The following is a 15,156-nucleotide window of genomic DNA, read 5'->3' as shown; positions in this document are numbered from 1 at the left end:
AGTTCAGGTTGGCGCCGCGATGCGCGCGCCATGGTTCCGTCCGCTCCGTCAGCCCCGGCTTATGCGGGGCTCACGGTGTCGCTTGGCTGCTGTCCATCGCCCTTCACCGGTCCGGCGGACCCGGCGCGGGCCGGGTCGATCGCGTCGTACGGTGGCGCCCCCGCCCAGCCCTCCGCCTCGGGCGGGGGAGGGCCTTTATTTGGGCTCATCCTACCGCGCGGCGCACGGCGTCGGCCACAGCTTCCGGTGTAAAGCCGAACAGCGGCCACAGGTCCTTTTCCGGCGCCGATTCGCCGAAGCGGTCGATGCCGATGGCGATGACGCCGTCGGCGCGGGTGCCGGAGAGGCCGCGCCAGCCGCGGGTGACGCCCGCCTCCACCGCCACCACCGGCACGCCCTTCGGGAAGAGCGCGGCACGCTCGGTCTCGGTCAGCGCCTCGAAACGCTCGCGACAGGGCATGGAGACGATGCGGGTGGGAATGCCCGCGGTGTCGAGCAGGTCCGCCGCTGCAACCGCCAGCTTCACTTCCGAGCCGGTGGCGACGAGCACGGCGCGGGCGAGGCCCTCGCTCTCGCGCAGCACGTAGGCGCCGGCCTCAATGGCTTCGAGCTGGGCCGTGTCGCGCGGCCAGCACGGAAGGTTCTGCCGCGACAGGATGAAGGCGCTCGGCCCGTCCTTGCGTGTCAGGGCACCATGCCAGGCGGCCAGCGTCTCCACCGTGTCGGCGGGGCGCCAGACATCGAGGTTCGGGATGAGGCGCAGGCTCTCCACATGCTCCACCGGCTGGTGGGTGGGGCCGTCCTCGCCGAGGCCGATGGAATCGTGGGTGAGGATGTAGATGACCCGCTGGCCCATCAGCGCGCTCATGCGCATGGCGTTGCGGGCATAGTCCGAGAACACCAGGAAGGTGGCGACGAAGGGAATGAACCCGCCGTGCAGCGCGATGCCGTTGGCGATGGCCGACATGCCGAACTCGCGCACGCCGTAGAAGATCTGGTTGCCGGCCGGATCGCGGGTGATCGGCACGGCGCCGGGGAAGGTGGTGAGGTTGGAATGGGCAAGGTCCGCGGAGCCGCCCAGGAATTCCGGCACCGCCGGGGCGAGGGCGGCAAGGGCGATCTGGCTCGCCTTGCGGGTCGCCACCGTCTCGGCCTTCTCCACGGTCGCCTTCAGGGCCGCCTCGTAGGTCGCGGCGAAGGCGGGGGAGAGGTCGCCTTTGAGCCGGCGGCGGAATTCGGCGGCCTCGGCGGGATAGGCGCGCTCATAGGCTTCCATGCGCGCGTCCCATGCCGACTGCCGGGCGGCGCCGGAGCGGCGGGCATCCCACAAGGCGTAGATGTCCTCCGGCACCTCGAAGGGCGCATGGTCCCAGCCCATGGCGGCGCGGGTGCGGGCGATCTCCTCGGCGCCGAGCGGGGCGCCGTGGGTGTCCTGGTGGCCTTCCTTGGTGGGCGCGCCTCGGCCGATGGTGGTCTTGCAGCAGATCAGCGTCGGCTTGCCGGTCTCGGACAAAGCCGCCTCCACCGCATCGCGCAGCATGGCGGGGTCGTGGCCGTCCACGTTGCGGATCACCTGCCAGCCATAGGCGGCGAAGCGGGCCGGCGTGTCGTCCGGGAACCACTCTTCCACCTTGCCGTCGATGGAGATGCCGTTGTCGTCATAGAAGGCGACGAGCTTGCCGAGGCCGAGGCGCCCGGCCAGCGAGCACGCCTCATGGCTCACGCCTTCCATCAGGCAGCCGTCGCCGAGGAAGACGAAGGTGCGGTGATCGACGATGGAAAGCCCCGGCCGGTTGAACTGGGCGGCCAGCGTCTTCTCGGCGATGGCCATGCCCACCGCATTGGCGAGGCCCTGGCCGAGCGGGCCGGTGGTGGTCTCCACGCCCGGCGTCATGCCGAGTTCGGGGTGGCCCGGGGTGCGCGAATGCAGCTGGCGGAAGCGCTTCAGCTCGGCGATGGGCAGATTGTAGCCGGTGAGGTGAAGCAGCGCGTAGATCAGCATGGAGCCGTGCCCGTTGGAGAGCACGAAGCGGTCGCGGTCGGGCCAGGAGGGATCTGCCGGATTGTGCCGCAGATGCTCGCGCCAGAGCACGGCGGCGATCTCCGCCATGCCCATGGGGGCACCGGGATGGCCCGACTTCGCCTGCTCCACGCCGTCCATGGCGAGCGCACGCAGGGCCGCCGTCACCGGCCAGCCGAGCGCACCGGGAGAACGGTCGACGGGCGCCGGGGCTTCGGCAGCGGCAACAGCAGCGGCGTGGGCGGTCATGGTCTTCTCCCTTGGGCTCGGGACCCCGCACACCATCCCCCGGCGCCGCCGGGTGGGAGGGAAGGGGCTGCCAGTTGTCGTTTACGCAAAACGCGCGCCATCTCGTGCCGGAAGAAGCGCTCGGCTTCGATCCGGAAAGGGTGGGGGGAGGGCAGCAGCCACGCGTCCAAGGTCGCCCGGGCTTCGGGGCTCAAGAACGTGCCACCCTCCCCCCTCACCCTCCCCCCGGCGCGGGGGAGGGGAGTTACGCGCCCGCCTCAGCCGGCGCGGCGCTTCCTGTCCATCAACTTCATGATGAGCGGGGTCAGCAGGAGCTGCATGGCGAGATCCTGCTTGTTGCCGGGGATGACGATGGAGTTCGCCCGCGACATGAAGCTGTTGTGGATCATCGACAGCAGATAGGGGAAATCGATGCCGTGCGGGTCGCGGAAGCGGATCACGACCATCGACTCGTCCGGCGTCGGGATCCAGCGGGCGACGAATGGGTTGGAGGTGTCCACCGTCGGCACGCGCTGGAAGTTGATGTCGGTCTCGGTGAATTGCGGGCAGATGTAGCGCACGTAATCGGGCATGCGCCGCATGATGGTGTCGGTCACGTCCTCGGTTGAATAACCGCGGGTGGCCTTGTCGCGGTGGATCTTCTGGATCCACTCCAGGTTGATCACCGGCACCACGCCGATCTTCAGGTCGGCATGCTGGGCGAGGTTCAGCTCGTCGGTGACGACCGCCCCGTGCAGACCCTCGTAGAACAGGATGTCGGTGCCCTGCTCCAGATCTTCCCAGTCGGTGAAGCGGCCGGGTTCGGTATTGTACAGCTTGGCCTCGCCGGCATCGTGGACATAGTGGCGGAAGCGGCCGGAGCCGGTCGACCCATAGTCCTTGAACAGCTGGGCCAGATCGTCGAGCCGATTGGTCTCGGGCGAGAAGTGGCTGAAATGCTTGTTGCCCTTGGCCGCCTCGGCGGCCATCAGCTCGCGCATCTCATAGCGGTCGTAGCGGTGGAAGCTGTCGCCTTCCACGAAGGCCGCCTTGACCTTCTCGCGATAGAAGATCTGCTCGAAGGTCCGCTTCACGGAGGTCGTTCCGGCGCCCGACGATCCGGTGACGACGATGATGGGGTGCTTGATGGACATGGGATGCTCGAATTCCGAAGGTCAGGGGGCGCGGGTCAGATGAACAGTCCGCGCCGGGCGAACAGCGGCGAGCGCTCGCCGTGGCCGTTCGGCTCGAGGTGATAGCGGCTGACGCGGGCCACCTCGTCGCGCGAGCCGAAGATGAACGGCACGCGCTGGTGCAGGGCGTCGGCGGTCAGATCGAGGATCGCACCCCGGCCGTCGGTGGCCGAACCGCTCGCCTGCTCCATGAGGAAGGCGACGGGGAAGGCCTCGTAGAGCAGGCGAAGGCGGCCGTGGGTGTAGCCCTTCCGGCCGTCGCCCGGATAGAGATAGATGCCGCCGCGCTGGAAGATGCGATGTGCGTCCGCCACCATGGAGGCGACCCAGCGCATGTTGAAGTCGCGCTCCCGCGGGCCCTTCTTGCCGGCGAGGCAGTCGTCCACATAGTCGCGCACCGGCACGTCCCAGTGATGGTAGTTGGACATGTTGATGGCGAACTCGGCCGCGCCCTCCTTCACCTTCACTGCGGCATCGACCAGACGGAACAGGCCGGCGCGGTCCAGGGCGAAGTGCCAGGTGCCGGCGCCGAGCGTCAGCATCATCGCGGTGTGGGGGCCGTAGACCACATAGCCGGCGGCCAGCATGTCCCGCCCGTTCTGCAGGAAGGCAGAGGGTTCGGACGCGTCGGCGCCTTCTGGACGCGGGAAGACGGCGAAGATGGTGCCGACCGAGATGTCGGTGTCGATGTTGGACGAGCCATCCAGCGGGTCGATGGCGACGAGCAGCGGCGCGGTGGGGTCGAGCAGGACCGGGGCGTCGTTCTCCTCGGACGCCACCGCCGCGACCGGCGCCGCCTTCAGCGCGCCGATGACGATGTCGTTGGAGATGACGTCGAGCGCCTTCTGGCCTTCGCCGGCCTCGCCGGAGGAGAGGGTGCGGGCGAGATCGCCGGCGAGCGGCCCCTCGGCGATGGCGGCGGCCAGCGACGCGCAGCCGGTGGCGAGGGCGCAGACGGTATCCGCGACGGCGCGCCGTCGGGCATCCGCACCCGCCCACTCGTCCAGCATGACGGTGAGGGTGATACGCGAGGCTGCGACACCTGCAGCCTGGGCAACTGCGGCCCGATGGTCTGCGTTCGGCTCCAACATGGCAGGTCTCCCTGAGGGCTCCTCCGCGCGGCCCGTTCAGCGGGCCGTCACAGGTTTTATTCTTGGGTCGTCTTCGGTCCCGCGGCGGATTATTCCGTCTGGGGCTTGTAGTTCGGGGCGTCGATGCCGCCGGCAAACACCCGGCTGGCGCGGACATCCCCCTCGGAAATGGTCGACAGCGCAGCGCGGTCGGCAAACCCGCCGTCCTCGAACAGGCGCAGCGACTGGCGCAGCCGCATGCGGTCGAGGGCGTTGCGGATCGAGCGCGCATTGGCGAAGTTCGGCTGCAGCCGGCGCTTGGCCACGTATTCCTCGATCGCGACCTCGGCCTCCGGGCTGAAGGCATAGTCGGCATCGGCCGCCATGGTCTTGGCGATCTCCACCAGCTCGGCGTCCTCGTAGTCCGGGAAGTCGATGTGGTGGGCGATGCGGGAGCGGAAGCCGGGATTGCTCTCGAAGAAGCGATCCATGCGGTCCTTGTAGCCCGCGAGGATCACCACGAGATCGTCCCGCTGGTTTTCCATCACCTGCAGCAGAATCTCGATGGCTTCCTGACCGTAATCCCGCTCGTTCTCGGGCCGGTACAGATAATAAGCCTCGTCTATGAACAGGACCCCGCCCATGGCCTTCTTAAGAATCTCTTTGGTCTTCGGTGCCGTGTGGCCGATATATTGACCCACGAGATCGTCCCGCGTCACCGAGACAAGATGACCCCGCCGCACATATCCAAGGCGGTGGAGGATCTGCGCCATCTTCAGCGCGACCGTGGTCTTGCCGGTGCCGGGATTGCCGGTAAACGCCATGTGCAGCGTCGGCGCGCCGGAGGTGAGGCCCAGCTTTTCGCGGGCCCGGCCGATGACGAGGTGGGCGGCGATCTCGCGGATGCGCCGCTTGACGGGCTTGAGCCCGATCAGGCCCTCGTCCAGCTCGGCGAGAAATTCGGGAACTTCGCTCTCGGTGAAGAGAGCGCCGAGGTCGAGCCTGCCCTCGGCAGCCTCAGCCGGCAACGCGGCGGACGGTGCGGATGTGGCAACATCGAGCATGACTCGAACCTCGGCGTTAAGTGGCGCGGTGGGAACGGCCGCGCTGGTGAAGCTCGAAAAAGTGAACCTTGAAGATCAGCCGGCCGCGTAGGCCCGGTTCTGCAGCGCATAACGCTGGGTGCGGCCGGGGCCCTCGGTGCGGTCGAGGCGGAAGCCGTCTTCCTTCGCCGGGCGCTGCACGATGAAGGACAGGCGGATCGTCTCCCACCCGCGGGTGGAGTCGAAGGCGTTCACCCGGACATAGAGACCGGGATGGGCGGCGCGGCAGGCCTCGACCTCGCCATAGACGCCGGCGGCATCGCGCAGGTCGAACATGGGCAGGCCCCACATCTCCCAATAGGTGTTCCGGGGATGCGGATCGTCCGTGTACTCGACCGAAACCGCCCAGTTCTGGTCCAGCGCATACTGGATCTGGGCCTTGACCTGAGCCGCCGTGAGGTCGGGCAGGAAGGAGAAGGTGCCTTGGGTGATGCGCATGTCTCTTCTCCTCAGGCGACGGACGCGGTGGGCACGAAGTCGGACGTGTCAGTGGAGGCGTAGTTGAAGGTCACCTCGCCCCAGGTATCGAGCGCGGCGCGCAGCGGCTGGCACCACTTGGCAGCCTCGATCAGGATTTCGGGACCTTCGTTCTTGATGTCCCGGCCCTCGTTGCGGGCGAGGATCATGGTCTCCAGCGCGACGCGGTTGGCGATGGCGCCGGCCTGGATGCCATCGGGATGGCCGATGGTGCCGCCGCCGAACTGCAGCACGACGTCCTCGCCGAACAGGTCGATGAGCTGGTGCATCTGGCCGGCGTGGATGCCGCCCGAAGCCACCGGCATGACCTTGCGCAGGCCCGCCCAATCCTGGTCGAAGAAGATGCCGCGGGTGTAGTCGGTCTTGGTCACGGTCTCGCGGCAGACGTTGTAGTAGCCCTGCACGGTCATGGGGTCGCCTTCCAGCTTGCCCACTGCGGTGCCGGTGTGGAGATGGTCGACGCCGGCCAGGCGCAGCCACTTGGCGATGACGCGGAACGAGATGCCGTGGCCCTTCTGGCGCGTGTAGGTGCCATGGCCGGCGCGGTGCATGTGCAGCAGCACGTCGTTCTCGCGGCACCAGTTGGAGATGGACTGGATCGCGGTCCAGCCCACGATGAGGTCCACCATCACCACCACGGAGCCCAGCTCCTTGGCGAACTCGGCGCGGCGGTACATCTCTTCCATGGTGCCGGCGGTGATGTTGAGGTAGTGCCCCTTCACCTCGCCGGTCTCGGCCTGCGCCTTGTTGACGGCCTCCATGCAGTAGAGGAAGCGGTCGCGCCAGTGCATGAAGGGCTGCGAGTTGATGTTCTCGTCGTCCTTCACGAAGTCGAGCCCGCCCTTGAGGCCCTCGTAAACCACGCGGCCGTAATTCTTGCCGGAAAGACCCAGCTTCGGCTTGGTGGTGGCGCCGAGCAGCGGGCGGCCGAACTTGTCGAGGCGCTCGCGTTCCACGACGATGCCGGTGGGCGGGCCACGGAAGGTCTTCACATAGGCGACGGGGAGGCGCATGTCCTCCAGGCGGCAGGCCTTCAGCGGCTTGAACGAGAAGACGTTGCCGATGATCGAGGCGGTCAGGTTGGCAATCGAGCCTTCCTCGAACAGGTCGAGCTCATAGGCCACCCAGCAGAAATACTGCCCCGGCTGGCCCGGCACCGGCTCCACCTTGTAGGCCTTGGCGCGGTACATGTCGGCGGCGGTGAGGCGGTCGGTCCACACCACGGTCCAGGTCGCGGTGGAGCTTTCGCCGGCGACGGCCGCAGCGGCTTCGATGGGGTCCACGCCGTCCTGGGGGGTGACGCGGAACAGGGCCAGGATGTCGGTGTCCTTGGGCTGGTAGTCGCCATCCCAGTAGCCCATCTGCGCGTACTTCAGCACGCCTGCGGCGTACCTCTTCTTGGCATCCTTGATCTGCCCGATGGCGGCGTCGGCACCCATGATGGCGGCCCTCCTGTTTGTTGAGGTGACCTTGCCCCCGCACCGATTTCAGGTAAATTTAAATGATATGAAGTAGGCATTCAGGAAATCTGAAGTGGCACCCCACTGGACGCTCCGCCAACTCCGCCTCGTGGCTCTCGCCGCGGCCTCCGGCTCCTATGCCAAAGCGGCGCAGGACATGGGTTTGAGCCCGCCTGCGGTCACCGCGCAGATGAAGGCGCTGGAGGAGGACATCGGCGTCCCGGTATTCGAGCGGGTGGATGGCCGTCTGCGACCGACCGCCGCTGGACAGGAGCTTCTTTCCGCTCAGGAGCGGATCGCGCGGGCCCTGTCGGAAGCGGAGCGGGCGATCGCGGCGTTGAAGAGCCCCGAGCGCGGATCGGTGGTGGTGGGGGTGGTCTCCACCGCCAAATATTTCGCCCCCATGGCGCTCGCCGCCTTCCGCCGCCGCCGGCCGGAAATCGAGCTCCGGCTTATCATCGGCAACCGCGAGGACATCATTCGGGGCATTGTCAGCCTTGATTTCGACGTGGCCATCATGGGCCGTCCGCCGCCGGCGCTGGAGGCGGAAACGCGGCTGATCGGCGACCATCCGCACATCATCGTCGCGCCCGTGGACCATCCCCTGTTCAAGCGGCGCAAGCGAATCACCCCGGCCGATCTCACCCGCGAATCGCTGCTGGTGCGCGAGCCCGGTTCCGGCACGCGGATGCTGATGGAGCGGGTGTTCGAGGAGGCGGGGGCGCCCAATCCCCCCATCGCCATGGAGATCGGCTCCAACGAGACCATCAAGCAGTCGGTGATGGCGGGCCTCGGCCTCGCATTCATCTCCGCCCACACGGTGGCGGCGGAGGTGGCGGACGGCCGGCTGCGTGTGCTGGAGGTGGAGGGGCTGCCGGTGGTGCGCCAGTGGCTGGCGGTGCGCGCCCGCGACAAGCGCCTGCTGCCGGCCGGACAGGCGCTGATGGATTTTCTCGAGCGCGAAGGTGCAAGCTTCCTGCCGCAGATGCCGGGCGGGGAGGGCGGGCGCTGCTATCTGCCGGAGCATGTCGCCGGCAGCGCCCCGTCGAAGGCCGCCGCGCGCGATCCTGTCTGAGCGCCCCCTGAAACGAAGAACGCCGCGCTCCTTGCGGGGCGCGGCGTCCTGATTTTCGGGCGGTGCCGGGAGGCTATCCCTTCGCCGCCTGTTTCTTGCCGAGGCCGAGGGCCCCCTTGATGTTGTCCCACAGCTCGATCTTCACCCCGTTGCGCCGCATGATGACGGCCTGCTGGGTGACGGAGAGCGTGTTGTTCCAGGCCCAGTAGATCACCAGGCCGGCGGCGAAGTGCGCCAGCATGAAGGTGAAGATGATAGGCATCCAGTTGAAGATCATCTGCTGGGTCGGGTCCGGCGGGGCCGGGTTCAGCTTCATCTGCACCCACATGGTCACGCCCATGATGAGCGGCCAGGCGCCGAGCAGGAGATAGCTGCCGATGACCGGCACGGAGCCCGGATCCCAGGGGATCAGCCCGAACAGGTTGAACACGGTGGTCGGGTCGGGCGCCGAGAGGTCGCGGATCCAGCCGAAGAACGGCGCATGCCGCATCTCGATGGTGACGAACAGCACCTTGTAGAGGGCGAAGAACACCGGGATCTGGATCAGGATGGGCAGGCACCCCGCCACCGGATTGATCTTCTCCTTCTTGTACAGCTCCATCATCGCCTGCTGCTGCTTCACCTTGTCGTCGGCGTAGCGCTCGCGGATGGAGGTGAGTTCCGGCTGCACCGCCTTCATCTTCGCCATGGAGGCGTAGGACTTGTTGGCCAGCGGGAAGAAGATGCCCTTCAGCAGCACCGTCACCACCAGGATGGCGACGCCGAAATTGCCGACGACGCGATAGATCCAGTCGATGACGAGAAACAGCGGCTTGGTGATGAAATAGAACCAGCCCCAGTCGATCAGCCGGTCGAAGCGGTCGATCTTGTAGGTCTCGGCATAGCCGTCCACCACCTGCACCACCTTGGCGCCGGCGAAGAGCTGGCCGGAGGAGGTGATCTTGCTGCCCGGCTCCACCGTGAGGGGCTGGGCGAGATAGTCGGTCTGGAAGGTCTGCTGGCCGTTGATCATGGCCGAGGAGAACTTGGCGTCCACCTTCACGCTCTGATCGGGAATGACGGTGGCCGCCCAGTACTTGTCGGTGATGCCGAGCCAGCCGCCGGTGGCGGAGAAGGTGAGGGGCTTCTCCTTGTCCATCTTGGCGTAGGTGACTTCCTGCAGGCCGTTGTCGCCGAGGACGCCGATCAGGCCCTCATGCAGGATGTAGAAGCCGGCCACGTGCGGCACGCCGTGCCGCGAGACGAGGGCGTAGGGATAGAGGGTGGCGGCAGCGGCGCCCTTGTTCTCCACCTCGTCCTTCACCGCGAACATGTAATGGTCGTCGATGGTGAAGGTGCGACGGAAGGTCAGGCCCTGCCCGTTGTCCCAGGTGAGGACGAGGGGGGTCTTCTCGGTCAGGGTCGCGCCGGGCTGCACGGTCCAGAGCGTGTCGGGGCCGGGGACGGCGACGCCGGCACCGGCGGCCGAGGTCCAGCCGAATTCCGCATAGAAGGGGTTGGGACCGCCCGACGGCGACAGAAGCACGATGTTCGGGCTCTTGGGGTCCACCGTCTCGTGGTACTCGGTCAGCAGCAGATCGTCTGCGCGGGCGCCGCGCAGCGAGATCGAGCCGCTGAGGCGCTGGGTGGCGATGGGCGCGCGGGGGGAGGCGGCGATCGCCTCGGCGCGGGTCAGGGCCCGGCCGCCGGGGGTGCCGGGCGCGCCGGCCTGGGGCAGGCCCGCGGGGGTCGTTCCCGGAGCGGCACCCGGCGTCGGCGTGGCGCCGGACTGCGCCTGCTGCTGGGCCGTCTGCTCGATGCGCTGCTGCTCGGCGGCCTGCCGCTGCTTTTCCGCCTGCGGAATGCCGAAGAAGAACTGCCAGCCGATGAGGATCACCATCGACAGGCCGATGGCGATGAACATGTTGCGGTTATCACTCATGCCGGAGGGTCTCCGTCGGCGGCATCGTCAAGTCGGGATTGTTCGGGCCGGCGGTGCCGGCGGAGCGTGCGGTGTCCTTAGACGCCGGCAGCGACTCTTTTAAGACCCGCGTTTCGCCCGGTCGGGCACGGGACTTGGTCTTCGGGGCATGGTCCCGGGGCGCCTTGTCCTTGGGAGCCTTGGGCGCGTGCAGCTTGCGCACGGCGCGCTCCATCTCGGACACGAGGCTGTCGAAAGGGGTGCGCAACGCGGCCTCGCGGGCCACCAGCACATAATCGAAGCCGGGACGCCCGGCCTCCGGCAACACCCGCTGCACCGCCTCGCGGAGGCGGCGGCGGATGCGGTTCCGCACGACGGAATTGCCGGTCTTCTTGGTCACGGTGAAGCCGATACGCACATCTTCCCCATCACCGCGATCGCGGCCTTGCATGAGGAAGGAGGCGACGCCGGCTCGCTCGGCCTTGGCCGCAGCGAGGAAATCACGGCGTTTCTTGAGGCGGTCCAGCCGACGGAGACGATCCGGATTGGTATCCGACGGGCGTTCCACGTTGGACGGCTCCCGAAGTCGGGCAGCTCCGCGAGGGTCCACCCTCAGGCGGACAGGCGCTTGCGGCCGTGGGCGCGGCGGGCGGCAATGATCTTGCGGCCGTTGCGGGTCTCCATGCGCGCACGGAAGCCGTGGCGGCGCTTGCGCACGAGCTTGCTGGGTTGGTAGGTGCGCTTCACGGTCAAATCTCCAGATGTCTTGAGGCCGCCTTACGGATCGGACCCCAGCAGCGGCGCTGCGACGGCGATGGTTCGCTGCTGCCCGGCTCGCGGCCCGATCCAGCAGGATCAAGCGGGAATGAGGGCTGGGCTCCGGCCGCCGCAGCCGCCTGAGTTCGGGCTCGGCTTATAGGGGCAGCGGCGGCGCGCGTCAATCCAGAGCATGGGGACAACACGCGCCGCCGGCGCTTCTTATCAGGCGCGCAGCGTTGCGCCCGTCTTCTTCGCCACTTCCGCGACGATGCGGCCGGCGACCTCTTCTATCTCCTTGTCGGTGAGCGTGCGCTCGCGCGGCTGGAGCGTGACCTCCACCGCCACCGACTTCTTGTCGGGATCGATTCCCTTGCCCTCGTAGAGGTCGAACACGCCGACGCCGGTGACGAGCTTCTTGTCCGCGCCCTGCGCGGCCTTGAGGATGTCAGCGGCGGCAACGTCGCGGCCCACGAGGAAGGCGAAGTCGCGCTTCACCGCCTGGAAGGGCGAGAGATCGAGATTCGGCTTCACCCGCGTCGCCTTGGCCTTGGGCTCGGGGATCTTGTCGAGCACGATCTCGAAGGCGACCAGCGGGCCCGTCACGTCCAGGGCCTCCAGCACGGCGGGATGGATCTCGCCGAAATGGGCCATGGCGTTGGAGCCGAGGCGCAGCGTGCCGGAGCGACCGGGGTGGTACCAGCCGGGGGCATCGGTGGTGACCTGCAGATTCGCCACCGGCGCGCCGCAGGCGGCAAGCGCGGCGAGGGCGTCCGCCTTGGCGTCGAAGGCATCCACAGCCGCCGCATTGCCCGCCCAGTGGCGTCCGCCTCCCGAGGGCTTGGCCGTGCCTCGGCGGATGCCGGAGGCGGCCTGGCGCTGGTCGCCGGGGCCGTCACCGAGGAAGACCTGTCCCACCTCGAACAGGGCTACGTCGCCCGCCCCACGCGCCGCATTGGCGCCTGCCGCCTTGATAAGGCCGGGCAGGAGGCTCGGGCGCATGTCCGAGAGGTCGGAGGCGATGGGATTCGACAGAGCGAGGGCGTCGGAGCCGCCGCCGAACAGCCTGGCGGCCTCCCTGGACACGAAGGACCAGGTGACCGCTTCCACCATGCCGCGCGCCGCCAGCGCGCGGCGGGCCTTGCGGCTCCGCAGCTGGAGCGTCGTCAGCACCGCCTTGCGGGCATCCGCTCCGCGGGGCAGCTCGGTGGAGGGCACGCGCTCCAGGCCGAGGATGCGCACCACCTCTTCCACGAGGTCCGCCTTGCCCTCGATGTCGCCACGCCAGGAGGGGGGCACCACCTCAAGCACGGGTGCCGCGCCGGAGACGGCGAAACCGAGCCTGTCCAGCACGCCGCGAATCTCGTCCTCGGAGGCTTCCAGCCCGGTCAGCCGCTTCACCTCGGTGAGCGGGAAGGCGATGGTGCGGGCCGTGGCGGGCACCGTGCCCGCCAGCACCATCTCGGACGGCTCGCCGCCGCACAGCTCAAGGACGAGGTGGGTGGCGAGGTCGAGGCCCGGCACGGTGAAGGCCGGGTCCACGCCGCGCTCGAAGCGGAAGCGGGCATCGGAATTGATGCCGAGCTTGCGGCCGGTCTGGGCGATGTTGATGGCGTCCCAGAGCGCCGATTCGACCACCACGTCGGTGGTGGTCTCGTCGCAGCCCGAGTCCTCGCCGCCCATGATGCCGGCGAGGCTCTCCACGCCTTTGTCGTCGGCGATGACGCACATGCTCTCGTCGAGCGTGTAGGTCTTGCCGTCGAGCGCCAGCAGCGTCTCGCCGCCCTTGGCCCGGCGCACCACGAGATTGCCGGTCACCTTCTTCAGGTCAAAGACGTGGAGCGGGCGGTTGCGGTCGAACGTCATGAAATTGGTGACGTCCACCAGCGCGTTGATGGGGCGCAGGCCGATGGCGCGCAGGCGGTCCTGCAGCCACTGGGGGGAGGGGCCGTTCTTCACGCCCTTCACCACCCGAAGGGCAAAGGCCGGGCAGAGCGGCGAGGTCTCGCCGAATTCCAGCGTCACCTTGAGCGGGGCGGGGAAGGTGCCCTCGACGGGCTTCACCCGGGGCGCCATCAGCTCGCCGAGGCCGGCGGCGGCGAGGTCGCGGGCGACGCCGGAGACGCCGAGGCAGTCGGCGCGGTTGGGCGTCACCGCGATCTCGATCACCGGATCATCGAGCCCGATCACCTGCGCGAACGGCGCGCCCACGGGCGCGTCCTCCGGCAGCTCCAGGATGCCGTCATGCTCCTCGGAAAGGCCCATCTCGCGGGCCGAGCAGAGCATGCCGCGGCTTTCCACGTCGCGGATCTTGCCGATCTTCAGTTCCGTGCCGGTGGCGGGGATGACCGTGCCCGGCGCGGCGAAGACGGTCTTGAGGCCCGCCCGCGCGTTCGGCGCGCCGCAGACCACCTGGATGGGGTCACCCTTGCCGATGGAAACGGTGCAGACGCGCAGCTTGTCCGCGTTTGGATGCTTCTCGGCGGTGAGCACCTCGCCCACCACGAAGGGCGCGAGCTGCTTCGCCTTGTCCTCCACGCCCTCGACCTCGAGGCCGATGAGGGAAAGGCGCTCCACGATCTGGTCGAACGACGCGGTGGGCTCGAGGTGATCCTTGAGCCAGGAGTAGGTGAATTTCATGGGTCCTGCTCCTTACGCGCTCAGCCCGCCGGCGAGCGTGGGGAAATCCAGCGGGCGGAAGCCGTAGTGGGAGAGCCAGCGCACGTCGGCCTCGAAGAAGGCGCGAAGGTCGCTCATGCCGTACTTGAGCATGGCGATGCGATCGATGCCCATGCCCCAGGCGAAGCCCTGATACTCGTCCGGGTCGATGCCGCAATTCCTGAGCACGTTGGGATGCACCATCCCGCAGCCGAGGATTTCCAGCCAGTCCGAGCCTTCGCCGAAGCGGATCTCGCCGGGGCGGGAGCGGTCGCACTGGATGTCCACTTCCATGCTGGGCTCGGTGAAGGGGAAGAAGGAGGGGCGGAAGCGCATCTTCACGCCCTCCACCTCGAAGAAGGACTTGCAGAACTCCTCCAGTACCCACTTGAGGTGGCCGAGGTGCGCGCCCTTGTCGATCACCAGCCCCTCCACCTGATGGAACATGGGCGTGTGGGTCTGGTCCGAATCGCAGCGATAGGTGCGGCCGGGGCAGATGACGCGGATGGGCGGCTTCTTCGCCTGCATGGTGCGCACCTGCACGGGCGAGGTATGGGTGCGCAGCACCTTGCGCTCGCCATCCGCGCCGGGGGGCAGGAAGAAGGTGTCGTGCATCTCGCGGGCCGGGTGGCCGGCCGGGAAGTTCAGCGCGGTGAAGTTGTGGAAGTCGTCCTCGATGTCCGGCCCTTCGGCCACCGAGAATCCCATGTCGGCGAAGATGGCGACCAGCTCTTCCGTCACCTGCGCGATGGGATGGACGCGGCCGGTCTCGGCGGCGGCCTCACGCACGGGCAGGGTCACGTCCACCCGCTCGGTGGCGAGGCGCGCCTCCAGAGCGGCGCTCTTCAGCGCCGCGCGGCGGTGGGAGAGCAGGCCCTGCACCGCGTCGCGCAGGCCGTTGATGGCGGGGCCCATCACCTTGCGCTCGTCCGGGCTCATGCCGCCCAGCGACTTCAGGAGTTCCGAGACCGAGCCTTTCTTGCCGAGGGCCGCGATGCGCACCTCTTCAAGGCCGGCCTCGTCCTGCGCGCGCAGGATGGCGGAGGAGAGGCTCTCCTGAAGGTCTTCGAGGGCGCTCGGATCGGTGGCGGATGGTGTCGCGGACATGGAGCCTATCCCGGAAAGCGGAAGGCCGGCGGGGTGGCCGGCGTCGGGTCGCGCCGCTTATAGACGGGCCGCGCCCAATGGCAAAAGCCCCGGACGGACGATCCGCACG

At 68.2% G+C, this 15,156-nt stretch carries 12 protein-coding genes; 1 reads left to right on the top strand and 11 read right to left on the bottom strand.

Annotated features, from left to right (window positions below; translation table 11 throughout):
- Positions 1 to 205: 205 nt before the first annotated feature.
- The 6 genes from tkt to FHT36_RS18685 all read right to left on the bottom strand — a co-directional run bounded on the left by tkt (position 206) and on the right by FHT36_RS18685 (position 7,530).
- A complete protein-coding gene (tkt, locus tag FHT36_RS18710; RefSeq protein ID WP_169124000.1) occupies positions 206 to 2,269 on the bottom strand; it encodes a transketolase in 2,064 nt (687 codons plus the stop codon).
- Positions 2,270 to 2,526: 257 nt separating this feature from the next.
- A complete protein-coding gene (locus tag FHT36_RS18705; RefSeq protein ID WP_169123999.1) occupies positions 2,527 to 3,402 on the bottom strand; it encodes a phosphoribulokinase in 876 nt (291 codons plus the stop codon).
- 35 nt (positions 3,403 to 3,437) lie between these two features.
- A complete protein-coding gene (locus FHT36_RS18700) occupies positions 3,438 to 4,532 on the bottom strand; it encodes a class 1 fructose-bisphosphatase (RefSeq protein WP_169123998.1) in 1,095 nt (364 codons plus the stop codon).
- 89 nt (positions 4,533 to 4,621) lie between these two features.
- Complete coding sequence (cbbX, locus tag FHT36_RS18695) at positions 4,622 to 5,575, bottom strand: CbbX protein (RefSeq protein ID WP_169123997.1); 954 nt, start codon at positions 5,573 to 5,575, stop codon at positions 4,622 to 4,624.
- 75 nt (positions 5,576 to 5,650) lie between these two features.
- Positions 5,651 to 6,052 carry a ribulose bisphosphate carboxylase small subunit gene (locus FHT36_RS18690; RefSeq protein ID WP_169123996.1) on the bottom strand — a complete coding sequence of 134 codons (402 nt, stop codon included), beginning with the start codon at positions 6,050 to 6,052 and terminating at the stop codon, positions 5,651 to 5,653.
- A gap of 11 nt (positions 6,053 to 6,063) precedes the next feature.
- Positions 6,064 to 7,530, bottom strand: a complete 1,467-nt coding sequence (locus FHT36_RS18685) for a form I ribulose bisphosphate carboxylase large subunit (protein ID WP_169123995.1) — start codon at positions 7,528 to 7,530, stop codon at positions 6,064 to 6,066.
- Between the two features lie 94 nt (positions 7,531 to 7,624).
- Here FHT36_RS18685 and FHT36_RS18680 point away from each other — a divergent pair, with 94 nt between their 5' ends.
- Entirely contained in the window at positions 7,625 to 8,626 is a 1,002-nt protein-coding gene (locus tag FHT36_RS18680; protein ID WP_169123994.1) for a LysR family transcriptional regulator, read from the top strand.
- A 73-nt stretch (positions 8,627 to 8,699) separates the two neighbouring features.
- On the opposite strand, the gene yidC is transcribed toward FHT36_RS18680, so the two are convergent.
- The 5 genes from yidC to pheS form a co-directional block, all read right to left on the bottom strand.
- Positions 8,700 to 10,547 carry a membrane protein insertase YidC gene (gene yidC / locus FHT36_RS18675; RefSeq protein ID WP_169123993.1) on the bottom strand — a complete coding sequence of 616 codons (1,848 nt, stop codon included), beginning with the start codon at positions 10,545 to 10,547 and terminating at the stop codon, positions 8,700 to 8,702.
- The gene (gene rnpA, locus FHT36_RS18670) at positions 10,540 to 11,094 is read right to left on the bottom strand and encodes a ribonuclease P protein component (RefSeq protein ID WP_348644510.1); all 555 of its coding nucleotides are present in this window, start codon (positions 11,092 to 11,094) and stop codon (positions 10,540 to 10,542) included. Before rnpA ends, yidC begins: the two co-directional genes overlap by 8 nt.
- Positions 11,095 to 11,138: 44 nt before the next feature.
- Entirely contained in the window at positions 11,139 to 11,273 is a 135-nt protein-coding gene (gene rpmH, locus FHT36_RS18665) for a 50S ribosomal protein L34 (RefSeq protein ID WP_024280417.1), read from the bottom strand.
- A gap of 234 nt (positions 11,274 to 11,507) precedes the next feature.
- A complete protein-coding gene (gene pheT / locus FHT36_RS18660) occupies positions 11,508 to 13,922 on the bottom strand; it encodes a phenylalanine--tRNA ligase subunit beta (RefSeq protein WP_169123992.1) in 2,415 nt (804 codons plus the stop codon).
- A gap of 12 nt (positions 13,923 to 13,934) precedes the next feature.
- Complete coding sequence (pheS, locus tag FHT36_RS18655) at positions 13,935 to 15,047, bottom strand: phenylalanine--tRNA ligase subunit alpha (RefSeq protein ID WP_169123991.1); 1,113 nt, start codon at positions 15,045 to 15,047, stop codon at positions 13,935 to 13,937.
- Positions 15,048 to 15,156: the final 109 nt, after the last annotated feature.

Origin of the sequence: Xanthobacter sp. SG618 (assembly GCF_012932745.1) — a bacterium.
GTDB lineage: Bacteria > Pseudomonadota > Alphaproteobacteria > Rhizobiales > Xanthobacteraceae > Xanthobacter > Xanthobacter flavus.
Note: the sequence above shows the minus strand (reverse complement) of the source record. Positions and strands in the feature narration are given on the sequence as shown.

Excerpts from the sequence above, each read along its gene's own strand:
- tkt (WP_169124000.1), bottom strand. The coding sequence starts at position 2,269 with ATGACCGCCCACGCCGCTGCTGTTGCCGCTGCCGAAGCCCCGGCGCCC.
- pheS (WP_169123991.1), bottom strand. The coding sequence starts at position 15,047 with ATGTCCGCGACACCATCCGCCACCGATCCGAGCGCCCTCGAAGACCTT.
- pheT (WP_169123992.1), bottom strand. The coding sequence starts at position 13,922 with ATGAAATTCACCTACTCCTGGCTCAAGGATCACCTCGAGCCCACCGCG.
- FHT36_RS18690 (WP_169123996.1), bottom strand. The coding sequence starts at position 6,052 with ATGCGCATCACCCAAGGCACCTTCTCCTTCCTGCCCGACCTCACGGCG.
- FHT36_RS18685 (WP_169123995.1), bottom strand. The coding sequence starts at position 7,530 with ATGGGTGCCGACGCCGCCATCGGGCAGATCAAGGATGCCAAGAAGAGG.
- cbbX (WP_169123997.1), bottom strand. The coding sequence starts at position 5,575 with ATGCTCGATGTTGCCACATCCGCACCGTCCGCCGCGTTGCCGGCTGAG.
- FHT36_RS18705 (WP_169123999.1), bottom strand. The coding sequence starts at position 3,402 with ATGTCCATCAAGCACCCCATCATCGTCGTCACCGGATCGTCGGGCGCC.
- yidC (WP_169123993.1), bottom strand. The coding sequence starts at position 10,547 with ATGAGTGATAACCGCAACATGTTCATCGCCATCGGCCTGTCGATGGTG.
- FHT36_RS18700 (WP_169123998.1), bottom strand. The coding sequence starts at position 4,532 with ATGTTGGAGCCGAACGCAGACCATCGGGCCGCAGTTGCCCAGGCTGCA.